Origin of the sequence: Streptomyces coacervatus (assembly GCF_029223485.1) — a bacterium.
Classification (GTDB): Bacteria; Actinomycetota; Actinomycetes; order Streptomycetales; family Streptomycetaceae; genus Streptomyces; species Streptomyces coacervatus.
Map to the genome: position 1 here is coordinate 145,733 of NZ_JARHTP010000008.1, position 24,020 is coordinate 169,752.

The following is a 24,020-nucleotide window of genomic DNA, read 5'->3' on the forward strand; positions in this document are numbered from 1 at the left end:
GTGGTGCGTGTACTACGTCCGGCTGGTGATCAGCGGGCGTAGTACTCGACGACGAGCTGCTCGTCGCAGATCACCGGGATCTCCTTGCGGTTCGGCTCACGGTCCAGGCGGAACGCCAGGGCCTTGAGGTTCACCTGGAGGTAGCGCGGGGTCTCGCCCTCGGGGGCGAAGCCGCCCTCACGGGCGATGGAGAAGAGGGTCTTCTCGCGGCTGCGCTCGCGGACCATCACGACGTCGTCGGGACGGACGCGGAAGGAGGGCTTGTCGACCTTCTGGCCGTTGACCTCGATGTGGCCGTGAACGACCATCTGACGGGCCTGGTAGATGGTGCGGGCGATGCCCGAACGCAGGACCAGGGCGTCGAGACGGCGCTCGAGCTCGATGATCAGGGCCTCACCGGTCTTGCCCTGGACCTTGGAGGCACGCTCGTAGGCGCGGACGAGCTGACGCTCGGACACGTCGTACTGCGCGCGCAGACGCTGCTTCTCGAGCAGACGGACCTTGTAGTCCGAGTTCTGCTTGCGGCCGCGGCCGTGCTCACCCGGCGGGTAGGGGCGGGCCTCGAAGTACTTGACGGCCTTCGGGGTCAGCGCAATGCCGAGGGCACGCGACTTCTTGACCTTGGGGCGGGACTGGTTCGCCACAATCTCTCATTTCTCAGTGTTCGGCTTGTCAGGGTTGAGGGAGGTCGCATCCGCAGCCGGGGAAACCCGCCGGGTCCGTTGCCGGGCCTGGTGGGCAGCCGCTCCCCTGGTCTGGGCACATATGTGCAGCACGCGAGTGGCCCACCGACCGTTCCCGCCGTACGACGAGTGGTGGTGGGCTGCCCGCGACACCATTCGAACGGTGCGCGACGCTCCTGGAGTTCGGTCCGAGGACCGGAGCTCCGGCTGACCGTCCCGTTCTGACTGCACGGGACACAGCACTTCGAGGGATTCTACAGGGCACTCAGGACCGCTTGCGACCGAGGTGCTGTCTGGTCCATTCGACCGCGTCCGCGTATCGCGCCTCGGCTCCGTGCCTGGTCGGGGTGTAGTACTCGCGGTCCTTGAGGGCGTCCGGGGCGTACTGCTGCTCGGCGATGCCCTCGGCCAGGTCGTGCGGATACACATACCCCTGCGCATGCCCGAGCTTGGCGGCGCCCTTGTAGTGCCCGTCGCGCAGGTGCGGGGGCACCGGACCGGCCAGTCCCTTGCGTACGTCGTCCATGGCGGCGCCGATCGCCGTCGTCGCGGCGTTCGACTTGGGGGCCAGGGCGAGGGCGATGGTGGCATGGCTGAGGGTGAGGGCGGCCTCGGGGAAGCCGATCATGGCGACGGCCTGGGCGGCGGCGACGGCTATGGGCAGGGCCCCCGGGTCGGCCAGGCCGATGTCCTCGCTCGCCGAGATCATCAGGCGGCGGGCGATGAAGCGGGGGTCCTCGCCGGCTTCGATCATGCGGGCCAGGTAGTGCAGGGCGGCGTCGACGTCGGAGCCGCGGATGGACTTGATGAGGGCGCTGGCGACGTCGTAGTGCTGGTCGCCGTCGCGGTCGTACTTCACCGCCGCCCGGTCGACGGTCTCCTCCAGGGTGGTCAGGGAGATCTCTGTCTCGCCCTTGTCGAGGGCGGCCCCTGCGGCGGCTTCCAAGGCGGTCAGGGCGCGGCGGGCGTCGCCGCCGGCGATGCGCAGGAAGTGGTCCTCGGTGTCCTCGGGGAGGGTGACCGCGTCCTTGAGGCCGCGCTCGTCGCTCAGCGCCCGCTTCAGCAGCCCCCGGACGTCGTCGTCGGTGAGGGGTTCGAGGGTGAGGAGGAGGGAGCGGGACAGAAGTGGGGAGATCACCGAGAAGTACGGGTTCTCCGTCGTCGCCGCGATCAGGGTGACCCAGCGGTTCTCGACCGCGGGGAGGAGGGAGTCCTGCTGGGCCTTGCTGAAACGGTGGATCTCGTCGAGGAAGAGGACGGTCTCCTTGCCGAAGCCGCCCGTGGCCCGGCGGGCGCCGTCGATGACCGCGCGGACCTCCTTGACGCCCGCGGTGATCGCCGAGAGCTCGACGAAACGCTTGTTGGTGGCCTTGGAGACGACATACGCCAGGGTCGTCTTCCCGGTGCCGGGCGGGCCCCAGAGGATCACCGAGGACGGTCCGGCGGGGCCGCCCGCGCCCTCGCCGACGAGGCGGCGCAGCGGCGATCCGGGCTTCAGCAGGTGCTGCTGGCCCACCACCTCGTCGAGGGTGCGCGGGCGCATCCGCACCGCCAGGGGACTGCCGGTCGGGTCCTTCTCCTGGCGTTCTTCTGCGGCTGCGGTGAACAGGTCGGGCTCCACGTCCAAAACCCTAATTCACGGCACTGACAATCCGGTCTGGACGGTCAGCTGGTCCAGAAGTCCCACCAGCGGGTCAGGATCAGCATGCCGATGATGCCGATGTGCAGCACGGGCAGGACCCAGGTGAACTCGCCGAAGAAGCTCTTCAGCCAGCGCGGGGCGGGCAGGAAGCTGTTGCGGATGTTGAACGAGGTCACGTACCAGAACATGATGATCGTCGCGACCCAGGCCAGGGAGCACCACAGGCACAGCGCGTTGATGCGGTACAGCGACTGGAACTGCAGCCAGGTGCAGAAGCCCACACCGAAGAGCGTGCCGAAGTTGAAGGTGAGCCAGTACCAGCGCGGGAAGCGGGCGCGGGTCAGCAGGCTCATGCCGACGCAGATGACGATGCCGTAGCAGACCAGGCCGAGCATCGGGTTGGGGAACCCGAAGGCGGCGGCCTGCTTGGACTCCATCACGCTGCCGCAGGAGACGACCGGGTTGAGGCTGCAGCCGGGGGTGAAGGTCTTGCCCTCGACCTTGGCCTCGAGCAGCTTGAACTTGTCGATCGTGATGACCCACGCGGCGAGCAGACCGGCCGCGCCAGTGATGATCAGGAGCAGGGCGAAGGCGCGGCTGCCACCGACCGACCGTGGTCCGGCGGAGTCGTGCTCGCCAGCGGGCTCGGGCTCGGTGGAGACGTCCTTGACTGTGGTCTTGCTCATCACGCCGATCCGTCTGCTTGAGAGTTGGACCTTCTTCGGGCAGGGCCATTGTGCCGCACTCGTGCCTCTGTCCACCGTTCGGTGGACATAAGGAAGTACGCACGGTGGTCCCTGAGCGTTCGGTTCCGGCCGAGCCTTGAGGGCATGACAACACACGCGAACGAGCTCGCGGTGGACGTCCGGGGGCTGCGCAAGCAGTACGGGGACGTGACCGCGGTGGACGGCATCGATCTCGGGATCCGCAGGGGCGAGGTCTTCGGCCTGCTGGGACCGAACGGCGCGGGCAAGAGCACCACGGTGGAGATCCTCCAGGGCAACCGCACCCGGGACGCGGGCGAGGTGTCGGTGCTCGGTTCGGACCCGGCGTCCGGCACGCGCGCGTGGCGGTCACGTGTCGGAATCGTCTGGCAGGACGAATCGGCGCCCGCCGAGTTGACGGTCCGGGAGACCGTACGGCACTTCGCCCGCTACTACCCGCGGCCACGCGACCCGGAGGAGGTCATCGGCCTGGTGGGTCTCGAGGCGAAGGCGGGCAGCCGGATCAAGTCGCTGTCCGGGGGCCAGCGCAGGCGTCTCGACGTTGCCCTGGGCGTGATCGGCGATCCGGAGCTGCTGCTCCTGGACGAACCGACGACCGGCTTCGACCCGGCGGCCCGGCGACAGTTCTGGGACCTGATCCGGCTGCTCTCCGAGGAGGGCACGACCATCCTGCTGACCACGCACTACCTGGAGGAGGCGGAGGCGCTCGCCGACCGGCTCGCCGTCGTGGCCCAGGGGCAGGTCGTCGCCGAGGGCGAGCCCGCCGCCCTGCGGGGGCGGTACGGCACGGAGGCCACCGTCGAGTGGACCGAGCCGGACGGTGTCCCGCGCACCGAGCGCACGGACACGCCGACCAGGACCGTCGCCGAGCTCATGCACCGCTTCGACGGCGAGATCCCCGGCCTGAAGGTGACCCGCCCGACCCTGGAGGACGTCTACCTCCGGCTGACCGGACAGGAGGACGCGCGATGACGACGACCACCGTACGGACCAGGACCCAGGCGGCCGCCGAGCGACTGCCCGGGGCGTGGGGGCTCGGCCTTCACCGGGGTGCCCTGGAGATCAAGCAGTTCTTCCGGCAGCGCGACCAGGTGGTGTTCACGTTCGCGTTCCCGGTCGTGTTCCTGTTCCTGTTCGCGTCGATCTTCAGTGACGACGTGCAGGGCGCGGGTGTCACCGCCTCGCAGCTGTACGTCCCCGCGATGATGGCCTCCGGCATCATGTCGACGAGCTTCCAGTCGCTGGGCATCTCGATCGCCGTCGAACGGGACGAGAAGGCGCTGCGCCGGCTGCGGGGCACGCCGATGCCCCCGGCCTCGTACTTCCTGGGCAAGATCTGGCTGGTTCTTTTCACCGGTCTCGTGGAGACGGCGATCCTCCTCCTCGTCGGCACCACGCTGTACGGCGTCGATCTGCCCTCGGACGGCACCCGGTGGTTCGACTTCGCCTGGATCTTCGTACTCGGGCTCACGGGCTGCTCGCTGCTCGGCATCGCGATCAGCTCGGTGCCCAAGTCGGCGAAGAGCGCCAGCTCCGTGGTCGTACTCCCCTTCCTGGTCCTGCAGTTCATCTCCGGGGTCTACATCTCCATCGGCACCATCCCGGACTGGATGCTGAACATCGGCGCCCTGTTCCCGCTGAAGTGGCTGTGCCAGGGGCTGCGAGGGGTGTTCCTGCCCGACTCGGCGCGGGTGCTGGAGCAGGCGGGCAGCTGGGAGTTCGGGCGGATCGCGCTGGTGCTGGTGGCGTGGTGCGTCGGAGGATTGGTGCTGTGTCTGCTGACCTTCCGGTGGAAGAACCGGCGCGACGGATGAGCGGCCCGGGCGTGGCCCGCGCCGAGCACGCCTGGGACCGGACGATCCGGCTCTGGGACGTGTACTTCGCTGTCGCCTGGGCGGCCACCCTCGCCTTCGTGCTCAACGCGGCCCACCCGGGCTTCATGGTCCGTGCGGTTGCGGCGGCGCTGCTCGTCCCGCTGGTGCCCTGGTATGTGAGGGTGGGCCGCCCGCTGCTCCAGGAGGACCCGCCGGACCAGGGGCGGTCGGTGCGCTATCTCGCCTGGGCGATCGCCATGTTCCTCCCGTCGGCCGTCCTGGTCGGCGAGACCCGGCTGATGGCGTTCGCGCTCATCCCTCAGTGCTTCATGACCCTGCACAGGCGGTGGTCGCTGGTGGCCGTCATCGTCATCAACCTGGTGCCGGTCGCCGGCTGGGCACTGCTGTGGCGGCCCAGCGGCGAGGACCTGTTCGCCGACGTCCTCTTCTCCGTGGTCGCCCTCGTCTTCTCGCTGGTGGTCGGCGGCTGGATCATCCGGATCATCGAGCAGAGCATGGAACGCGCCGACCTGATCGCCGAGTTGGACGCCAGCCGCCACGAGATCTCCCGTCTCTCGGCCGCGCACGGCGCCCTGGCCGAGCGGGAGCGGATGGCCCGCGAGATCCACGACACCCTCGCGCAGGGCTTCACCAGTGTGCTGATGCTGATCCAGGCGGTGGAGGCGGAACTCGATCACGACGTCCCGCAGGCCCGCCGCCACCTGGCGCTGATGGACGAGACGGCCCGGCAGAACCTCGCCGAGGCCCGCGCCCTGGTCGCCGGGGCCGCGCCCGCCGACCTGAACGGCACCTCCCTCCCGGACGCACTGCGCCGCCTCGCCGCCCGCCACGAGGCGGTGCTGGACGTGTCCGGTCCCGTGCGCCCGCTGCCCGCCGGTCCCGAGGTGGTCGCCCTGCGCTCCTGCCAGGAGGCCCTGTCCAACGCCCGCAAGCACGCGGGGAGTTCGGCAGCGGTGGGCATCGCGCTGTCGTACTCCGACGACACGCTCACCATGTCCGTACGGGACGACGGCTGCGGCTTCGACCCCGGCACCCCCTGCGACGGCTACGGCCTGGCGGGGCTGCGTGCCCGGGCCACCGAGGTCGGCGGGACGGCGCGGATCGACAGCATGCCGGGAGACGGTACGACGGTGACGGTCAGCCTGCCCGTTCCGCCCCTGAGGAGCTCTTGATGATCCGGATCGTCCTGGCCGACGACCACCCCGTCGTACGGGAGGGTCTGCGGGCGATGCTCAGCGCCGAGCCGGACCTGGAGGTCGTGGCCGATGCGGCGAGCGGGCCGCAGGCGGAGGCCCTCGCCGCCGAGTTGCGGCCCGACATCGTGCTGATGGATCTGCGGATGCCGGGCGGCGGGGGCGTGGACTCGATCGTGCGGATGAGCGAAGCGGGGCTGCCGTGCCGGGTGATCGTCCTGACGACGTACGAGACGGATCGGGACATCCTGCGGGCGGTGGAGGCCGGGGCGGCGGGCTATCTGCTCAAGGACATGCCGCGGGCGGAGCTTGCGCAGGCGGTACGGGCGGCTGCGCGCGGCGAGACCGTGCTGGCGCCGTCGGTGGCGGCCCGGCTGGTGGACCAGCTGCGGACGAAGCCGGAGCTGCCGCGGCTGTCGGAGCGGGAGACGGCGGTGCTGCGGCTGGTGGCGGAAGGCTGCACGAACGCGGAGATCGGACGCCGGCTGTTCATCGGCGAGTCGACGGTGAAGACCCATCTCCTGCGTGCCTTCGGCAAGTTGGGGGTCGACGACCGGACGGCGGCGGTGACGAGCGCGATGCGATTCGGCTTGCTCGACTGAGTTCCCTCGCCCCCGCCGCCCCTACCCTTCCCGTCCCTGGGGGCTGCCGCCCCCAGACCCCCGCTTCGGCCTGAACGGCCTCGTCCTCAAACGCCGGACGGGCTGAAAACCAAGCCCCGGCCGGGGTAGGGCGGCGGGGGCGAAGAAACCCGGACCTCAGCCCAGCCTCGACTCCAGCTCCGCCACGATCTCGTTCACCCCGACCGCCGCCTGCTCGCCGGACTCCATGTCCTTGAGCTGGACGACACCCTCGGCGAGGTCGCGTTCACCGGCGACGACCGTGTAGCGGGCGCCGCTGCGATTGGCGTTCTTCATGGCGCCCTTGAGCCCCTTGGCACCGTAGGAGAAGTCCGCCGCGATACCCAGCTTGCGCAGCTCGGTGACCTTCGCGAACAGCACCCGGCGGGCCTCCTCGCCCAGCGGCACCGCGAACACGCTGGTCGTGGAGGGAAGTTCGAGCTCGACGCCCTCCGCCTCCAGCGCCAGGACGGTGCGGTCGACGCCGAGCGCCCAGCCGACGGACGGCAGCGCGGGGCCCCCGATCATCTCCGACAGCCCGTCGTAGCGGCCGCCGCCACCCACCGCGGACTGCGAGCCCAGACCGTCGTGGACGAACTCGAAGGTCGTACGGGTGTAGTAGTCCAGGCCTCGGACCAGCTTCGGGTCGTCCTCGAACGAGACACCCGCCGCCGTGATCAGCTCGCGGACCTCCTCGTGGTACGCCTTGCAGGCGTCGCAGAGGTAGTCGCGCAGCAGCGGGGCGTCGCCCAGCTGCTTCTGGACCGACTCGCGCTTGTCGTCGAGGACGCGCAGGGGGTTGATCTCGGCACGGCGGCGCGTGTCCTCGTCGATGTCCAGGCCGCTCAGGAAGTCCTGCAGCGCGGCCCGGTAGACGGGACGGCACTCCTTGTCGCCCAGGCTGTTCAGCAGGATCCGGAAGTTGCTCAGGCCCAGCGAGCGGTAGGCCTGGTCGGCCAGGATGATCAACTCGGCGTCCAGCGCCGGATCCTCGGCGCCGATCGCCTCGGCGCCGACCTGCGAGAAGTGCCTGTAACGGCCCTTCTGGGGGCGCTCGTAGCGGTAGTAGGAGCCCGAGTACCAAAGCTTGACGGGCAGGTTGCCCAGCTTGTGCAGGTTGGCCTCCAGCGCCGCGCGCAGCACGGACGCCGTGCCCTCGGGGCGCAGGGCCAGCCTGTCGCCGCCCTTGGTCTCGAAGGCGTACATCTCCTTGGTCACGATGTCGGTGGACTCGCCGACACCGCGCGCGAAGAGCTCCACGCTCTCGAAGCCGGGGGTCTCGATGTAGCCGTAGCCGGAGTTGCGCAGCGGGGCGGCGATCGCCTCGCGGACCGCCAGGAACTTGGCGCTGTCCGGCGGGATCAGGTCGTACGTGCCCTTGGGGGCCTTGAAGGTGCTCACGGAAAGTCTCGTCACATTCCTCGTCGGGGAGCGGGCGAAGCTCCCTGGCCGGCGGCCACCTGCCGCAGATACGGGTTGGTGGCGCGCTCCTGGCCGATGGTCGTCTGGGGGCCGTGGCCGGACAGCACCACGGTCGAGTCCTCGAGCGGCAGGCACACGCGGGCCAGCGAGTCGAGCATCTCGGCCATGTCACCGCCGGGCAGGTCGGTGCGTCCGATGGAGCCGGCGAAGAGCAGATCCCCGGAGAAGAACACGGAGGGAATCTCCGTGGTCTCGGGCATCTGGAAGGTCACCGACCCCTTGGTATGGCCGGGCGCATGCGCGACGGAGAACTCCAGACCCGCCAGCCCCAGCTTCGCGCCGTCGGTCAGCTCCTTGACGTCGTCGGGCTCCCCCACCGTCAGCTCGCCCATCAACTGCATGCCGATGGAGCGGCCGAGCGCCTTCTCCGGGTCCGCCATCATGTAGCGGTCCTCGGGGTGGATCCAGGCCGGTACGTCGTGTGCGCCGCACACCGGGACGACCGAGGCCACATGGTCGATGTGGCCATGGGTGAGGACGACCGCGACGGGCTTGAGCCGATGCTTCTTCAGCGCTTCCTCGACTCCTTGGGCGGCCTGATGGCCCGGGTCGATGATCACGCACTCCTCACCGGCGGCGGGGGCGACGAGATAACAGTTCGTCCCCCAGGCCCCGGCGGGGAACCCGGCAATGAGCACGATCGTCCTTCGTTGTGTCGATACGGGCGGACCTGCAGCTGTCGTCAGAGCCTACCGGCGCTGCCGATTCCTCAGCGAACCCATATACGGTACGGGGCACACGCAGGCGGTCGGCTCACAAGACGCACGCGTCCCAGTCGACGTACGAGACGCATGAGGAGAAAACCCGGTGGTCACCCAGGAACAGCGGAAGCGTCAGCTCGCCCGGGAGAAGTTCTTGCGGCAGCAGCAGCGGCGTACGGCCGCGCGGCGCAAGTCGCGTATGCGCAGCTCCGTGATCGCGTCGGTGCTCGGCGTGGTCGTCATCGGCAGCTTGGCGCTGTACACGACCGGGGTCCTCAAGGGCAAGGACGACAAGGCCGACGCGAGCTCGCAGACGACGCCGAGCGCCGCGGCCACCAGCAAGGCGCCGGACCCTTGTGCAAAGCCGGCCGCCGGCTCAGTGAAGAAGCTGAGCTGGAAGAAGGAGCCGGCGATGACCATCGACAAGTCGGCGAAGTACACGATGAATCTCGCCACGACGTGCGGTGACATAGACATCGCGCTGAAGGCGTCGGCGGCGCCGCACACCGTCAACTCGTTCAACTTCCTTGTGGGCAAGGGCTACTTGGACCACACCAAGTGCCACCGGCTGACCCCTCAGGGCATCTACGTGCTGCAGTGCGGCGACCCGCAGGGAACCGGCATGGGCGGCCCCGGCTACACGATCCCGGACGAGAACCTCAAGGACAAGAGCCTCAAGGGGCAGGTGTACCCGGCGGGTACGGTCGCGATGGCCAACCAGTACAACTCGCAGACGAAGAAGGGCCGCAACACTGGCGGCAGCCAGTTCTTCCTCGTCTACCAGGACAGTCCGCTGCCGGCCGACTACACCCCGTTCGGCACGATTTCCCCGGCCGGGATGAAGGTCCTCAAGAAGATCGCCGCCGCAGGCGCCCAGGCCGCCGACCCCACGACGGGCAATACGGCACCCAATGCGACCGTGGTGATCAACAAGGCGACGGTCACCAAATCCTGAGCGTCAAGTGCGAAATTTCGGTCGCGCGGGATGCGGACAGGCAACCCGCCGGTCGCCTATGTTGGCCGTGACGAAACTGTGGACGATGCCCGGGGGCACTGAGGCCCCTCGCAGGCATCATGTGGAGGAGGCGCTGTGAGCAGCGACCCGTGGGGCCGCGTCGACGAGACGGGGACCGTGTACGTGCGTACGGCCGACGGCGAGCAGGTCGTCGGTTCCTGGCAGGCCGGCTCCCCCGAGGAGGCGCTGGCCTACTTCGAGCGCAAGTACGAGGGCCTGGTTGTCGAGATCGGCCTCCTCGAGAAGCGAGTGAAGACCACCGACCTGTCCGCGAAGGACGCTCAGACCGCCATCGACCACATCCGCGAGCAGGTCGACGCACACCATGTGGTCGGCGACCTGGACGCCCTGCGGTCACGGCTGGACAAGCTCGTAGCGACGGTCGAGTCGCGCCGTGAGGAGCGCAAGCAGCAGCGCGCAAAGCAGTCCGACGAGGCGCGGAACGCCAAGGAGACCCTGGTCACCGAGGCGGAGCAGCTGGCGCAGTCCGACCAGTGGCGGGCGGCCGGTGAGCGCCTGCGCTCCCTGGTGGACACCTGGAAGGGGCTGCCGCGGCTCGACCGCAAGTCGGACGACGAGCTGTGGCACCGTTTCTCGCACGCCCGGTCGGCGTTCTCCAAGCGCCGCAAGGCGCACTTCGCCTCGCTGGACGCGCAGCGCGAGGATGCCCGCAAGGCCAAGGAGCGGCTGGTCGCCGAGGCCGAGGCACTGTCCGGTTCGACGGACTGGGGTCCGACGGCCGCGCGCTACCGCGAGCTGATGACGGAGTGGAAGGCCGCGGGCCGCGCCCAGCGCGAGCACGAGGACGACCTGTGGAACCGCTTCCGCGGCGCCCAGGACGTGTTCTTCGCCGCCCGCAGCTCGGTCTTCGCGGAGCGGGACGCCGAGCAGTCGGAGAACCTGAAGCTGAAGGAGGAGCTGGCCGAGGAGGCCGAGAAGATCCTCCCGGTCACGGACCTCAAGGCGGCGCGTGCCGCGTTCCGCTCGGTCAACGAGCGCTGGGAGGCCATCGGCCATGTGCCGCGGGACGCGCGGCCGAAGGTCGAGGGCCGGATGCACGCCGTGGAGCGGGCCATCCAGGAGGCCGAGGAAGCCGAGTGGCGCCGGACGAACCCGGAGGCACGCGCGCGTGCCGCGGGTCTGACCGGCCAGCTCCAGGCGGCCGTCGACAAGCTGACGGGCCAGATCGAGCAGGCGCGGGCGCAGGGCAACAACGCCAAGGCCGACAAGCTCGAGCGGGAGCTGGAGGGCCGCCAGGCACTCCTGGACCAGGCGCTGAAGGGCCTGCACGAGTTCGGCGGCTGACACGACACGGAGAAGGGCCCCGTACCTTGCTCGGTACGGGGCCCTTTCGCGTATGCCGGATGACTCAGTTCTGTGGCTACGACTCCTACGACCTGTTGCGCGCCGACGTCACGCGGTACACGTCGTACACGCCCTCCACTCCCCTGACCGCCTTGAGGACGTGGCCGAGATGCTTCGGGTCGCCCATCTCGAAGGTGAAGCGTGAGGTGGCCACGCGGTCGCGGGAGGTCTGGACGGCCGCGGAGAGGATGTTGACGTGCTGGTCGGACAGGACCCGGGTGACGTCCGAGAGGAGCCGGGAGCGGTCCAGGGCCTCGACCTGGATGGCGACCAGGAAGACCGAGGACTGGGTGGGTGCCCACTCGACCTCGAGGATGCGCTCGGGCTCACGGGACAGTGACTCCACGTTGACGCAGTCGCTGCGGTGAACCGATACTCCGCTACCGCGCGTGACGAAACCGATGATGGGGTCGCCCGGGACCGGCGTACAACAGCGGGCCAGTTTGACCCACACGTCGTCGACGCCCTTGACGATGACGCCCGGGTCGGCGCTGGAGCGGCGCTTGCGGCTGCGGCTCCTGGTCGGCGGGACCGACTCGTCGATCTCCTCGGTGGCCGCCTCCTCGCCGCCGAGCGCGGAGACGAGCTTCTGCACCACGTTCTGCGCGGAGACATGGCCCTCGCCGATCGCCGCGTACAGCGCGGAGATGTCCGGGTAGCGCATCTCGTGCGCGAGCGTGACCAGCGAGTCGCCGGTGAGGATGCGCTGGATCGGCAGGTTCTGCTTGCGCATGGCGCGGACGATGGCGTCCTTGCCCTGCTCGATCGCCTCATCGCGGCGTTCCTTGGAGAACCAGGCGCGGATCTTGTTGCGGGCGCGGGGTGACTTGACGAAGCCGAGCCAGTCGCGGGAGGGACCGGCCCCGGCCGCCTTCGACGTGAAGACCTCCACCAGGTCGCCGTTGTCGAGAGTCGACTCCAGCGGTACGAGACGGCCGTTGACCCGTGCTCCTATGGTCCGGTGGCCGACCTCGGTGTGGACCGCGTACGCGAAGTCCACGGGCGTCGCCCCGGCCGGGAGCGCTATGACGTCGCCCTTCGGCGTGAAGACGAAGACCTCGTTGCGCGACAGGTCGAAGCGCAGGGACTCCAGGAACTCGCCGGGGTCCTCGGTCTCCTTCTGCCAGTCGAGGAGCTGGCGCAGCCACGCCATGTCGTTGAGGTGGTCGTCCTTGCCGGTGCTCTTGGGCGCGTCCGAGCGCACCTTGGAGGTGCCGGCCACGGCCTCCTGCTTGTACTTCCAGTGCGCGGCGATGCCGTACTCGGCGCGGCGGTGCATGTCGAAGGTGCGGATCTGCAGCTCGACGGGCTTGCCGTTGGGGCCGATGACCGTCGTGTGCAGCGACTGGTACATGTTGAACTTGGGCATCGCGATGTAGTCCTTGAACCGGCCGGGGACCGGGTTCCATCGCGCGTGCACGGTGCCGAGGGCGGCGTAGCAGTCGCGGACGGTGTCGACGAGGACTCGGATGCCCACCAGGTCGTAGATCTCCGCGAAGTCGCGACCGCGGACGATCATCTTCTGGTAGACGCTGTAGTAGTGCTTCGGGCGGCCGGTTACGGTCGCCTTGATTCGGGCCGCGCGCAGGTCCTGCTGCACCTCGTCGGTCACTATGGCGAGGTACTCGTCGCGCTTGGGGGCCCGCTCGGCGACGAGCCGCACGATCTCGTCGTACATCTTGGGGTAGAGGATCGCGAAGGCGAGGTCCTCCAGCTCCCACTTGATGGTGTTCATGCCCAGCCGGTGGGCGAGCGGGGCGTAGATCTCCAGCGTCTCCCGCGCCTTCTTCTCCTGCTTCTCACGCTTGAGGTAACGCATGGTGCGCATGTTGTGCAGGCGGTCGGCGAGCTTGATGACCAGGACGCGCGGGTCCTTGGCCATGGCGACGACCATCTTGCGTACGGTCTCCGCCTGCGCGGCCTCGCCGAACTTGACCTTGTCCAGCTTGGTGACGCCGTCGACGAGCAGGGCGACCGAGTCGCCGAAGTCGCGGCGGAGTTGGTCGAGGCCGTACTCGGTGTCCTCGACGGTGTCGTGGAGAAGCCCGGCCATGAGGGTGGCCGGGTCCATGCCCAGCTCGGCCAGGATGGTGGTGACGGCGAGCGGATGCGTGATGTACGGGTCGCCGCTCTTGCGCTTCTGGCCGCGGTGCCAGCGCTCGGCGACCTGGTAGGCCTTCTCTATCTGCCGCAGCGTCGCCGTCTCGATCTTCGGGTCGTTGCTGCGCACTATCCGCAGCAACGGCTCCAGGACCGGGTTGTACGGGTTGGAGCGCTGGACGCCGAGGCGGGCGAGGCGGGCGCGGACGCGGTTGGAGGAGCCGGAGCGGGCGGGCTGGCCGGTGTTCGGGCGGACCGAGGGGGAGGGCGTGGGCCGCTCGGGTGGCACCGGCTTGGGGCGCGACTCCTCGGCCGACTTGTCGACGGGCGCGGACTGGGCGTGCTCCACCGGCCCGCGGGCGTCGTTCTTCGCGTGCGGCGCGTTCGGCGCGGGCTTCGCCGCGGCTGCCGAGGCAGACTCGGGCTTGGCGGCGGTCAGGTGCTGGGCCTCGTCTGGCAAGAGGACTCCTCGTGCGCGATCCGGGTCCCCCGGTCAGGCTCCGGAGACCCCATGGTAGCGATCCTGGGCCGCAGGATCGCCTTCAGGCCAATGTGAGGGCCGTCTACCGGAGAAACACGAGGGGCTGCCGCCGGATTCCGGGGGGCGGCATCGGGGTGATCCGGGGATGGCCTGCGGGTGGCCAAGGGCTTGCGCGGGGGCAGGGCGCGGGGCGAGGCCGGGCGCGGGAAGGGAGGCCGGCGCCTGCGGAGCGCGGACTTGCGCGGGGCGCACGCCGGGCGCTTGCCCCCGGAAGTCAACCGTCCCCACGGCACGGACTCGCGGGGGGCGGCAGGCCGAACGCTCCGCCGGGGCGGGTCGTGCGCGTGGCGCAGTCCGGTGTGGATCGCGCGGGAGCGTGGGGCGCTTGCGCGGCGCGGTCTTGGGTGAGGGCCGGGCCGAACCCTGCGGCGGAGCCGCGGGCCGACCGCGCGGCACGGCCCGGTGCGGAATGCAGGCCGACTGCCCGCGCTGGGCGCCGGTGATACGCGAACGGCCGTCCCGGGAGGCCGGGACGGCCGTTCGTGGTGGGCGGGTGCCGTCGGGTCAGACGGTGAGCAGTGCCTCCAGTGGGGCTCCGGTGAGAGCCGGTTCCAGGCGGGCGCGGCCGCCGAGGAAGCCGAGCTCCATCAGGACCGCGAGTCCGGCGACCTCGGCGCCCGCCCGGCGGATCAGCTGGATCGAGGCCTCGGCGGTGCCGCCGGTGGCGAGGACGTCGTCGACGATCAGGATGCGGTCGCCGCCGGTCAGGTCCTCGGCGTGCACCTCGATCTCGGCCGAGCCGTACTCCAGGTCGTACGCCTGGCCGAGCGTGGCTCCGGGGAGCTTGCCCGCCTTGCGTACGGGGATGAAGCCGAGGCCGGCACGGACGGCGACCGGGGCGCCGAGGATGAAGCCGCGGGCCTCCAGGCCGACGACCTTGGTGGCGCCCGTGTTCGCGGCGATCTCGGCGAGCGCGTCGGTGAGCGCCGTGAAGGCCGCCGGGTCCGCCAGGAGCGGGGTGATGTCCTTGAACATCACGCCCGGCTCCGGGTAGTCGGCCACGTCACGGATGCGGCTGAGCAGCAGCTCCTCGATGCCGGTCATCGGCGCTTCCCGGAGGGACGGCCACGGCCGCGGTTGCGCGACGCCGGCTGGTTGCGCGGGCCGACGACCGCGTGAGCGGCGTCCTCGGGCTCGTCGTCGTGCATCTCGTCCTCGACCTCGGGCTCCTGCGGCCGGCCCTCCGCCGCGGCCTGGGCGCGCTTGGCGAGGACGCGCTTCTTGAGCGCCTTCATCTGCGGCTCGCGCTCCTTGAGGTCGGCGACGAGCGGCGTGGCGATGAAGATCGACGAGTACGCACCGGCCGCGAGGCCGACGAACAGCGACAGCGAGATGTCGTTGAGCATGCCGGCACCGAGGAAGCCACCGCCGATGAAGAGCAGCGCGCCGACCGGCAGCAGTGCGACCACCGTGGTGTTGATGGACCGCATCAGAGTGCTGTTGATCGAGCGGTTGGCGACGTCGCTGTAGGTCCAGCGGGTCTGCTTGGTGATGTCCTTCGTCTGCTCCTTGAGGCTGTCGAAGACGACGACCGTGTCGTAGAGCGAGTAACCGAGGATCGTGAGCAGACCGATCACCGTGCCCGGCGTGACCTCGAAGCCGACGAGGGCGTAGATGCCGGTCGTGATGGTGATGTCGTGGATCAGGGCGACGAGCGCGGCGAGGGCCATGCGCCACTCGAAGGCGATCGCCAGGTAGATCACCACGAGGACCATGAAGATCGCCAGGCCCTGCCAGGCCTTGTTGGCGATCTGGTCACCCCAGCTGGGGCCGACCAGGTCGGCGTTGATGTTCTCGGTGTTGACGTTCAGGTCCTTGGCGAGCTTGTCCTTGATCGCGTCGGACTTGTCGGTGTCGATGCCCGCGATCTGGATGCGCAGGCTGCCGTCGCCGAGCTTCTGGACGACCGCGTCGTGACCGGACGCGTCCTTGGCGTACCCCTCGGCCGTGGCGACCGAGGCGGTCATGTGCTTCGGGGTGGTGAAGACGGCACCGCCCTGGAACTCGATGCCCATGTTCAGGCCCCGCACCGCCAGGCCCAGGATGGCCGTGATGGTGATCAGGATCGAGACGCCGTACCAGATCTTGCGCTTGCCGACGAAGTCGTAACCGACCTCGCCACGGTGCAGTCGGGCGCCGAGGCTGCCGAGTTTCGACATCTCACGCCTCCTTCGGGTCGACGGGGGCGGAGGGACGGCGAGTACGGCGCAGCGGGGGCTTTGCGCCCAGTGCCTTCGGGTCGAGCCCCGACCACTTGTGGCCGCCGTAGAAGAACTTCCTGCGGGCAAGGAGCGTCATCAGCGGCTTGGTGAACAGGAAGACGACGACCACGTCGAGCACGGTGGTCAGACCGAGCGTGAACGCGAAGCCCTGGACCTTGCCGACGGTGACGATGAACAGCACCGCGGCGGCGAGGAAGGACACGAAGTCGGAGACCAGGATGGTGCGCCGGGCACGCGGCCAGGCCCGCTCGACGGCGGGGCGCAGCGAGCGGCCCTCGCGGATCTCGTCCCGGATGCGTTCGAAGAACACGATGAACGAGTCCGCCGTGATACCGATCGCGACGATCGCACCGCAGACCGCGGGCAGGTTCAGCGCGAAGCCGATGGCCTCGCCGAGCAGCGACATAAGCGCGTAGGTGAGGATCGCGGAGACCAGCAGCGAGGGGATGGCGATGACCGACAGGCCGCGGTAGAAGATCAGCAGGTAGATCACGACCAGCGCGAGGCCGATGGCACCCGCGATCAGACCGGCGTGCAGCTGCTCGCCGCCGAGCGCGGCGGTCACCGTGGTGACGCTGTCCTCCTTGAAGGTCAGCGGCAGCGCACCATACGACAGCATGTTGGCGAGGCTCTGGGCCTCCTGCTGGCTGAAGCTGCCGGTGATCTCCGCGTTGCCGCCGGTCAGCGCCTGGTTGACGGACGGGTCGGAGACGACGTTGCCGTCGAGGACGATCGCAAACTGGTTCTGCGGGGACTGGTTCTTGGCCAGCTTGCCGGTGATGTCACCGAACTTCTTGGAGCCCTTGCCCGTGAACTCCATGGTGACGGTCCAGCCGGCGGCGGACTGCGTGTTGAAGCGGGCTTGGGCATTCTTGACATCGGTGCCGTCGACCTCGGCGGGGCCGAGAATGTACTTCTGCCACTGGCCCGAGGAATTCTGGCCGCAGGCGACCGTCGGGTCGCTGGACTTGGCGCCCCTGCCGGCGATGGCGCGCTGCTTCTTGTTCGTGCAGTCGAGTGCGCTGTACTGCGCCTCGAGCTTGCTGGCGGCCGCGCTGCCGGAGGAGGAGGTGCTCGGGGACGGGGAGGCGGAGGTCTTCGCGCTGGAGGAGGCGGTGGCGCTCGGCGTCGCGTCGGCCTTCAGGGCGCCCGTGATGGCGCGGCCCTGCGAGGTGGCGGTCGCCGACGGGGTCGCGGAGGAGGACGGGGTCGACTTGCCCGTCGCCTTCTCAGTCGCCTTGCCCGAGGGGCTGCCGGAGGCGCTCGGCGACGGGCTGGTCGCGGCGCCGCCGGAGATCTCGGTGGTGAGGACCGGGCGGAAATACAGCTTGGCGGTGGTGCCGACCTGCTGCCGCGCCTCCTTGGAGTTCGTGCCCTTGGGGATGTTGACGATGATGTTCTTACTGCCCTGGGTCTGAACCTCGGCCTCCGTGACACCAAGACCATTGACACGGTTGTTCATGATCTCGACCGCGGTGTCCATGTTGGTCTTGTTGATCGCGGACTCTTGGCCCGGCTCGGCGACCGCCCGCAGCGTGATGCTCGTACCACCGGCCAGGTCGATACCGAGACGCGGAGTGGTGTTTCCGGAGGCGAACATTCCTCCGGTGAGCGCCACGATGGCGATCAGAATGAGGGCCAGCGAGCGCCCCGGCTTGCTCTGGGCGCTCGCGCTCCGGCCCCTCTTAGGTGCTGCCACCTTCTCGTACTCCCTCTCGGGCCACCTCGCGCCGGGTTGCGGGCGGGGCGGCCATGACATGGTGTCGGGATCCCCTTCGAGCTGCGCATGGTCCGGGGCGCGCGGTCCTGGCCCGCGCGCTCCGGGCCACGCCTACTTCGCTTCGGAGTCGCCCTCGGACTTCTTCGGCTCTTCGTCCGACTTGGCCTCGGCGGCCGGGGTGTCATCGGCCGGCTCCTCGGGCGCGTCCTTCTTGTCGAGGTCGACGGACTTGTCGTCGGAGGCGGCGGCAGCTTCGTCGGCGGAGTCGTCGGTCTCGGTGAGGGAGGAGGCGTCGTCCGGGACCAGGTCGGTGTCGGACTTCAGGTCGTGCTCGATGCCGTGCACGATGCGGTTGTACTCGTCGTCGCTGAGCACGGAACCGATGGCGTTCTTCGCGAAGAGGAGCTCGACGCCCGGGCCGGCGTCGAGGAGGACCGTGTCCTCGTTGACCTCCTTGACCGTCGCGTACATGCCCCCGATCGTGCGGACGCCGCTGCCGGGCTGCATCTCATTGCGCATGTTCGCGGCCTGCTGCTGCTTGCGCTTGGCCGAGCGGGTCATGAGGAACATGGCCCCGATGAGCACGATGAACGGGAGGAGCATGGTGATATTCACGGGACGGAATTTCCTTCGCACGACCGCGATGGAGAGCGGCCTCATGGATGGGGGTATGTATACCGCCGACAAAGGCGGCATCGGCGGAGTCTAAGCGAGTCTCCGCGCATGGAACAACGCTCAGCATGGCACCTGGGTTCCTGGCCCGGCCAATGCCCGCGCCGTCACAAAGGCATCACGTCCCGAACAGGTCCTGTTGTCCGTTTCCCGCAGTAGCCGAGCGGGGCGGGGTGAGGCCGAGGTGCGCCCATGCGGCGGGCGTGGCGACTCTGCCGCGGGGGGTCCGGGCCAGCAGTCCCTCTCGTACGAGAAAGGGCTCGGCGACCTCTTCGACGGTCTCGCGCTCCTCCCCCACCGCGACGGCGAGGGTGGACAGGCCGACGGGACCGCCGCCGAACAGCTTGAGCAGAGCCTCCAGGACACCGCGGTCGAGACGGTCGAGGCCGCGGGCGTCGACCTCGTAGACCTTCAGCGCGGCTCCCGCGATGTCCCGCGTGATGATTCCGTCGGCCTTGACCTGTGCGTAGTCCCGTACACGGCGCAGCAGGCGGTTGGCGATACGGGGTGTGCCGCGGGAGCGGCCGGCGATCTCGGCGGCGCCGTCGGCCTGGATCTCGACGTCGAGCAGGTTGGCGGAGCGGTGGATGACGCGCTCCAGCTCGGCGGGCTCGTAGAACTCCATGTGCGCGGTGAAGCCGAAGCGGTCGCGCAGCGGGGGCGGCAGCAGGCCCGCGCGCGTGGTGGCGCCGACCAGCGTGAACGGGGGCAGTTCGAGCGGGATGGCGGTGGCGCCGGGGCCCTTGCCGACGATGACGTCGACCCGGAAGTCCTCCATCGCCATGTAGAGCATCTCCTCGGCGGGCCGGGACATGCGGTGGATCTCGTCGAGGAAGAGGACCTCGCCCTCCTGGAGGGAGGAGAGGATCGCGGCAAGGTCGCCGGCGTGCTGGATGGCGGGCCCGCTGGTGATGCGGATGGGAGCGCCCATCTCGGCCGCAATGATCATCGAAAGGGTGGTCTTGCCCAGACCCGGGGCGCCGGAGAGCAGTACGTGGTCGGCGGTGGCGCCACGCGCGCGTGCGGCGCGCAGAACCAGGTCGAGCTGCTCGCGGACCTTCTCCTGGCCGATGAACTCGTCCAGGTCCTTGGGGCGCAGGGCGGCCTCGACGGCCTGGTCCTCGCGGTCGGCGACAGAGCCCACCAGCCGCTCGGGGACGGGGGCGTCGCTCGGGTCGTCCCAGTTCACTGAGATCTCCTAACTGGGGTGGCGCAGGTGGGTCAGCGGGCGCGGTTGAGGGTCTGCAGGGCCGCTTTGAGCAGCTGACCGACCTGGGGCGTGCCCTCGGCCGCCTCGGCCTGCGGTGCTACGGCGGACACGGCCTCGTCGGCCTCGCGGGTGGCGTACCCGAGGCCGATCAGGGCGGCATGCAGCTGGTCGCGCCAGCCGGAGGTGACCGCCGTGCCGACGGCGCGGGCGCCGATCGGCTCGCCGAGCCGGTCCCTGAGCTCCAGCAGCAGCTTCTGGGCGCCCTTCTTACCGATGCCGGGGACGGCGATGAGCGCTTTCTCGTCGCTTGTCGACACCGCCCGGCGCAGGGCGTCGGGCGTGTGCACGGCCAGCATCGCTTGCGCCAGCCGGGGGCCGACCCCGCTCGCCGTCTGCAGCAGTTCGAACACCTGGCGCTCGTCGTCGTCCACGAAGCCGTATAGCGTCAGCGAGTCCTCCCGTACGACGAGGGAGGTGGCGAGCTTGGCCGGCTGGCCGAGGCGGAGCGTGGAGAGCGTGTTCGGCGTGCACTGCAGGGCCATGCCGACACCGCCGACCTCGACCACGGCGGCGTCGGGGGCGAGTGCGGCGACCGTGCCGCTCACGAAGGCGATCATGCCGTACGGCCTTTCGTTGCGTTGGCTGCGTGCAGGGCGACGGCCTGCTGGAGTCGGTTCTGGGCGGGGGCGCGCCAGATGTGGCAGATGGCGAGCGCGAGAGCGTCGGCCGCGTCGGCGGGTTTGGGGGGTGCGTCGAGCCGGAGCAGGCGGGTGACCATGGCGCCGACCTGGGCCTTCTCGGCGCGGCCGCTGCCGGTGACCGCGGCCTTGACCTCGCTGGGGGTGTGCAGGGCGACGGGGAGGCCGCGGCGGGCGGCGCACAGCATGGCGACGGCGCTGGCCTGGGCGGTGCCCATCACGGTCCGTACATTGTGCTGGCTGAACACCCGCTCCACGGCGACGACTTCGGGCCGGTGCTCGTCCAGCCACTGCTCGATGCCCTGCTCGATGGCGACGAGGCGCTGCCCCAACTCGGCGTCCACGGGCGTGCGTACGACACCGACGCCCACCATGGTGAGCGGCCGGCCCGCGACCCCCTCGACGACGCCGACACCACATCGCGTCAGCCCAGGGTCGACCCCGAGTACCCGCACGCGCCCCTCCCCTCGGTGATCTTTGACTTCACGCCAGGCTATCCGCTGCCACCGACAACAGCGGCGGGCCGGGGGAGATGTGTCCCACCCGGCCCGCCGAAACCGCTCAGTTCGCGGCAGCGTTACGCGTCGACCTTCTCCATGACCTCGTCGCTGACGTCGAAGTTGGCGAAGACGTTCTGCACGTCGTCGCTGTCCTCGAGCGCGTCGATCAGCTTGAAGATCTTCTTGGCGCCCTCCTCGTCCAGCTCGACCTGCATGGTCGGGACGAAGTTGGCCTCGGCGGAGTCGTAGTCGATCCCTGCGTCCTGGAGGGCGGTGCGGACCGCGACCAGGTCGGTGGCCTCGCTGAGCACCTCGAAGGACTCGCCGAGGTCGTTGACCTCCTCGGCGCCCGCGTCCAGCACGGCACCGAGGACGTCGTCCTCGCTGAGCTCGCCCTTGGGGACGATGACGACGCCCTTGCGGTTGAAGAGGTACGACACCGAGCCCGGGTCGGCCATGTTGCCGCCGTTGCGCGTCATGGCGACACGAACGTCCGAGGCGGCGCGGTTGCGGTTGTCGGTGAGGCACTCGATGAGCACCGCGACGCCGTTCGGGCCGTAGCCCTCGTACATGATCGTCTCGTAGTCGGCGCCGCCGGCCTCGAGACCGCCGCCGCGCTTGACCGCGGAGTCGATGTTCTTGTTGGGGACCGACTGCTTCTTCGCCTTCTGGATGGCGTCGTAGAGGGTCGGGTTGCCCTCGATGTCGACGCCGCCCATCCGGGCCGCCACCTCAATGTTCTTGATGAGCTTCGCGAAGAGCTTGCCGCGCTTGGCGTCGATCACGGCCTTCTTGTGCTTCGTCGTAGCCCATTTAGAGTGGCCGGACATCTGCCTGTCTCCTTCGCGTAACCCATCCAAACAACGAACGCCAGAGATCCTACAAGGACTCCGCCGCCCGGTTCGCGCGCACTATGTCGACGAACAGGGAGTGCACGCGGTGGTCGCCGGTCAGTTCCGGGTGGAACGACGTGGCGAGCGCGTTGCCCTGGCGGACCGCGACGATATGGCCGTCGTGCTCGGCGAGCACCTCGGTCTCGGCGCCGACGGACTCGACCCAGGGGGCGCGGATGAAGACGCCCTCTACAGGATCGCCCTCGACACCCCGGACGTCGACCGCCGCTTCGAAGGACTCGTTCTGCCGTCCGAAGGCGTTGCGGCGCACGATCATGTCGATGCCGCCGATCGTCTCCTGGCCCGAACGCGGGTCGAGGATCTTGTCGGCGAGCATGATCATGCCCGCGCAGGTGCCGTAGACGGGCATTCCGTCGCGCACGCGCGCGCGTAGGGGCTCCATCACGCCGAACAGGGCGGCCAGCTTGGAGATGGTGGTGGACTCGCCGCCGGGGATGACCAGGCCGTCCACCTCGGCGAGCTCCTCGGGACGCCGCACCGGCCTGGCCACGGCGTCCGCCGCGGCCAGGGCGATGAGGTGCTCCCGTACGTCGCCCTGAAGGGCCAGGACGCCTATGACAGGGGCTTCGTTCGACATGGGGTGATTACCAGCCGCGGTTGGCGTAGCGCTCGGCCTCGGGCAGGGTGTCGCAGTTGATGCCGACCATGGCCTCGCCCAGGTTGCGGGACGCGTCCGCGATGATCTTCGGGTCGTCGTAGAAGGTGGTGGCCTTCACGATGGCGGCGGCGCGCTTGGCCGGGTCGCCGGACTTGAAGATGCCGGAGCCGACGAAGACGCCCTCGGCACCGAGCTGGCGCATCAGCGCGGCGTCGGCGGGGGTGGCGACGCCACCGGCGGAGAACAGCACCACCGGGAGCTTGCCGAGCTCGGCGACCTCCTTGACGATCTCGTACGGGGCGCGCAGGTCCTTGGCGGCGGCGTACAGCTCGTTGTTGTCGAAGCCGCGCAGGCGGGCGATCTCGTTCTTGATCTGGCGCAGGTGGCGGACGGCCTCGACGACGTTGCCGGTGCCGGCCTCGCCCTTGGAGCGGATCATGGCCGCGCCCTCGGCGATACGGCGCAGAGCCTCGCCCAGGTTGGTGGCACCGCAGACGAAGGGGGTGGTGAACGCCCACTTGTCGGAGTGGTTGACCTCGTCGGCCGGGGTGAGGACCTCGGACTCGTCGATGTAGTCGACGCCGAGGGACTGCAGCACCTGGGCCTCGACGAAGTGGCCGATGCGGGACTTGGCCATGACCGGGATCGAGACGGCCTCGATGATGCCCTCGATCATGTCCGGGTCGGACATCCGGGCCACGCCGCCGTCCTTGCGGATGTCGGCCGGGACCCGCTCCAGGGCCATGACGGCGACGGCGCCCGCGTCCTCGGCGATCTTCGCCTGCTCCGGCGTGACGACGTCCATGATCACGCCACCCTTGAGCTGCTCGGCCATGCCGCGCTTCACGCGCGCGGTGCCGGTCTCGGGGGCCTGGTTTTCGGAGAGCGTGCTGGACACGGGTGACCTCACTGAAGTGAAAGAGGGTTTCTGCAATCACCGAGGAAACGTGAGTGGGCCAGTCCACAGCAAGGGCCAATGGGAATCCGGTGGATCCTTTTCCGGGCCACGGTGGCGTTACGGCTGCTGGGCGACCCGGTCGGCCAGTGCCGCCGGCGGCTCGTCGTCCATCTCGAAGGCCATGGGGAAGGGCGCGTGTCCGGCCAGTCGGAACCAGCGGACCTTGCGGTGTTCCCTGAGCCTGCGTGCCGCGCCCACGGCGTCGTTGTGGAACCTCCGGGCCATCGGAACCCGCCGTACGGCCTCGGTCAGTTCGCCGGTCGCCGCCTCGCCGCCGGGTACCTCGCGCACCGCCTCCACCTGCTGCGCCTCCCCGAACACCGCGCGCAGCGCCTGGCTCAACTCGCTCTCGGCGACCTCCCGTTGCTCCTCCTCGGCCTGCCTGGCCGCGTGCGCGGCCTCGTACAGGACGATCGACGCGGCCGGGTCGAGGACGCCCGAGGTGGCGAGTTCCTGGGCCACTGAGGCCCTGCGCAGCAACTGCGCGTCGAGCGCGGCCCGGGCGGCGTCGATGCGGGCGTGCAGCCGGTCCAGGCGGCCCGCCGTCCAGCTCAGGTACAGGCCGATCGCGAGAAGGGCGACGAGGATCCAGATGAGGGTTGCGGTCACGGGCGGCAAGGTTAGCG

23 protein-coding genes are annotated in these 24,020 nt (G+C 69.6%); 6 read left to right on the forward strand and 17 right to left on the reverse strand.

What is annotated here, in order from left to right; translation table 11 throughout:
* Positions 1–29 precede the first annotated feature (29 nt).
* From rpsD to P2Q00_RS20965, 3 genes are all read right to left on the reverse strand, one after another.
* A complete protein-coding gene (rpsD, locus tag P2Q00_RS20955) occupies positions 30–644 on the reverse strand; it encodes a 30S ribosomal protein S4 (protein ID WP_015661793.1) in 615 nt (204 codons plus the stop codon).
* 304 nt (positions 645–948) lie between these two features.
* Positions 949–2,304, reverse strand: a complete 1,356-nt coding sequence (locus P2Q00_RS20960) for a replication-associated recombination protein A (protein ID WP_275774152.1) — start codon at positions 2,302–2,304, stop codon at positions 949–951.
* A 44-nt stretch (positions 2,305–2,348) separates the two neighbouring features.
* On the reverse strand, positions 2,349–3,011 hold the full coding sequence (locus P2Q00_RS20965; protein ID WP_275774153.1) for a vitamin K epoxide reductase family protein: 663 nt from the start codon (positions 3,009–3,011) through the stop codon (positions 2,349–2,351).
* A gap of 144 nt (positions 3,012–3,155) precedes the next feature.
* On the opposite strand from P2Q00_RS20965, the gene P2Q00_RS20970 reads away from it, so the two are divergent.
* The 4 genes from P2Q00_RS20970 to P2Q00_RS20985 are packed head-to-tail and all read left to right on the forward strand — an operon-like array spanning position 3,156 to position 6,680.
* Positions 3,156–4,022: an ABC transporter ATP-binding protein gene (locus P2Q00_RS20970; protein ID WP_275774154.1), complete on the forward strand. Its 867-nt coding sequence runs from the start codon at positions 3,156–3,158 to the stop codon at positions 4,020–4,022.
* A complete protein-coding gene (locus tag P2Q00_RS20975; protein ID WP_275774155.1) occupies positions 4,019–4,864 on the forward strand; it encodes an ABC transporter permease in 846 nt (281 codons plus the stop codon). Before P2Q00_RS20970 ends, P2Q00_RS20975 begins: the two co-directional genes overlap by 4 nt.
* Complete coding sequence (locus P2Q00_RS20980; protein ID WP_275774425.1) at positions 4,861–6,057, forward strand: sensor histidine kinase; 1,197 nt, start codon at positions 4,861–4,863, stop codon at positions 6,055–6,057. The genes P2Q00_RS20975 and P2Q00_RS20980 overlap by 4 nt, the downstream gene beginning before the upstream one ends.
* Positions 6,057–6,680, forward strand: a complete 624-nt coding sequence (locus tag P2Q00_RS20985) for a response regulator (protein ID WP_275774156.1) — start codon at positions 6,057–6,059, stop codon at positions 6,678–6,680. Before P2Q00_RS20980 ends, P2Q00_RS20985 begins: the two co-directional genes overlap by 1 nt.
* A gap of 156 nt (positions 6,681–6,836) precedes the next feature.
* On the opposite strand, the gene hisS is transcribed toward P2Q00_RS20985, so the two are convergent.
* Together hisS and P2Q00_RS20995 are read right to left on the reverse strand one after the other, a co-directional pair.
* Positions 6,837–8,099, reverse strand: a complete 1,263-nt coding sequence (hisS, locus tag P2Q00_RS20990; protein WP_275774157.1) for a histidine--tRNA ligase — start codon at positions 8,097–8,099, stop codon at positions 6,837–6,839.
* A gap of 11 nt (positions 8,100–8,110) precedes the next feature.
* On the reverse strand, positions 8,111–8,818 hold the full coding sequence (locus tag P2Q00_RS20995; protein WP_275774158.1) for an MBL fold metallo-hydrolase: 708 nt from the start codon (positions 8,816–8,818) through the stop codon (positions 8,111–8,113).
* Positions 8,819–8,987: 169 nt separating this feature from the next.
* On the opposite strand from P2Q00_RS20995, the gene P2Q00_RS21000 reads away from it, so the two are divergent.
* Together P2Q00_RS21000 and P2Q00_RS21005 are read left to right on the forward strand one after the other, a co-directional pair.
* Positions 8,988–9,836 carry a peptidylprolyl isomerase gene (locus P2Q00_RS21000; protein ID WP_275774159.1) on the forward strand — a complete coding sequence of 283 codons (849 nt, stop codon included), beginning with the start codon at positions 8,988–8,990 and terminating at the stop codon, positions 9,834–9,836.
* 135 nt (positions 9,837–9,971) lie between these two features.
* Positions 9,972–11,201 carry a DUF349 domain-containing protein gene (locus P2Q00_RS21005; RefSeq protein ID WP_275774160.1) on the forward strand — a complete coding sequence of 410 codons (1,230 nt, stop codon included), beginning with the start codon at positions 9,972–9,974 and terminating at the stop codon, positions 11,199–11,201.
* An 85-nt stretch (positions 11,202–11,286) separates the two neighbouring features.
* Here P2Q00_RS21005 and P2Q00_RS21010 read toward each other — a convergent pair whose 3' ends face one another.
* The 12 genes from P2Q00_RS21010 to P2Q00_RS21065 all read right to left on the reverse strand — a co-directional run bounded on the left by P2Q00_RS21010 (position 11,287) and on the right by P2Q00_RS21065 (position 24,003).
* Positions 11,287–13,821 carry a RelA/SpoT family protein gene (locus tag P2Q00_RS21010; RefSeq protein WP_275774161.1) on the reverse strand — a complete coding sequence of 845 codons (2,535 nt, stop codon included), beginning with the start codon at positions 13,819–13,821 and terminating at the stop codon, positions 11,287–11,289.
* A gap of 585 nt (positions 13,822–14,406) precedes the next feature.
* Entirely contained in the window at positions 14,407–14,946 is a 540-nt protein-coding gene (locus P2Q00_RS21015) for an adenine phosphoribosyltransferase (protein ID WP_275774162.1), read from the reverse strand.
* Entirely contained in the window at positions 14,943–16,061 is a 1,119-nt protein-coding gene (gene secF, locus P2Q00_RS21020) for a protein translocase subunit SecF (protein WP_275774163.1), read from the reverse strand. The genes P2Q00_RS21015 and secF overlap by 4 nt, the downstream gene beginning before the upstream one ends.
* Position 16,062: 1 nt before the next feature.
* Positions 16,063–17,823 (reverse strand): protein translocase subunit SecD, encoded by a 1,761-nt coding sequence (secD, locus tag P2Q00_RS21025; RefSeq protein WP_275774164.1) that lies wholly within the window; start codon positions 17,821–17,823, stop codon positions 16,063–16,065.
* Between the two features lie 132 nt (positions 17,824–17,955).
* Complete coding sequence (gene yajC, locus P2Q00_RS21030; RefSeq protein ID WP_425579511.1) at positions 17,956–18,447, reverse strand: preprotein translocase subunit YajC; 492 nt, start codon at positions 18,445–18,447, stop codon at positions 17,956–17,958.
* Between the two features lie 187 nt (positions 18,448–18,634).
* A complete protein-coding gene (gene ruvB / locus P2Q00_RS21035) occupies positions 18,635–19,705 on the reverse strand; it encodes a Holliday junction branch migration DNA helicase RuvB (RefSeq protein WP_275774166.1) in 1,071 nt (356 codons plus the stop codon).
* 32 nt (positions 19,706–19,737) lie between these two features.
* On the reverse strand, positions 19,738–20,343 hold the full coding sequence (gene ruvA, locus P2Q00_RS21040) for a Holliday junction branch migration protein RuvA (protein ID WP_275774167.1): 606 nt from the start codon (positions 20,341–20,343) through the stop codon (positions 19,738–19,740).
* Positions 20,340–20,879, reverse strand: coding sequence for a crossover junction endodeoxyribonuclease RuvC (gene ruvC, locus P2Q00_RS21045; RefSeq protein ID WP_099927474.1), 540 nt, complete (start codon positions 20,877–20,879; stop codon positions 20,340–20,342). The genes ruvA and ruvC overlap by 4 nt, the downstream gene beginning before the upstream one ends.
* A 122-nt stretch (positions 20,880–21,001) precedes the next feature.
* Entirely contained in the window at positions 21,002–21,754 is a 753-nt protein-coding gene (locus tag P2Q00_RS21050; RefSeq protein WP_275774168.1) for a YebC/PmpR family DNA-binding transcriptional regulator, read from the reverse strand.
* A gap of 49 nt (positions 21,755–21,803) precedes the next feature.
* Positions 21,804–22,415, reverse strand: a complete 612-nt coding sequence (pdxT, locus tag P2Q00_RS21055) for a pyridoxal 5'-phosphate synthase glutaminase subunit PdxT (RefSeq protein ID WP_275774169.1) — start codon at positions 22,413–22,415, stop codon at positions 21,804–21,806.
* Positions 22,416–22,422: 7 nt separating this feature from the next.
* Positions 22,423–23,334, reverse strand: coding sequence for a pyridoxal 5'-phosphate synthase lyase subunit PdxS (pdxS, locus tag P2Q00_RS21060; protein WP_275774170.1), 912 nt, complete (start codon positions 23,332–23,334; stop codon positions 22,423–22,425).
* Positions 23,335–23,451: 117 nt separating this feature from the next.
* Positions 23,452–24,003 (reverse strand): LemA family protein, encoded by a 552-nt coding sequence (locus tag P2Q00_RS21065; protein ID WP_275774172.1) that lies wholly within the window; start codon positions 24,001–24,003, stop codon positions 23,452–23,454.
* Positions 24,004–24,020 lie beyond the last annotated feature (17 nt).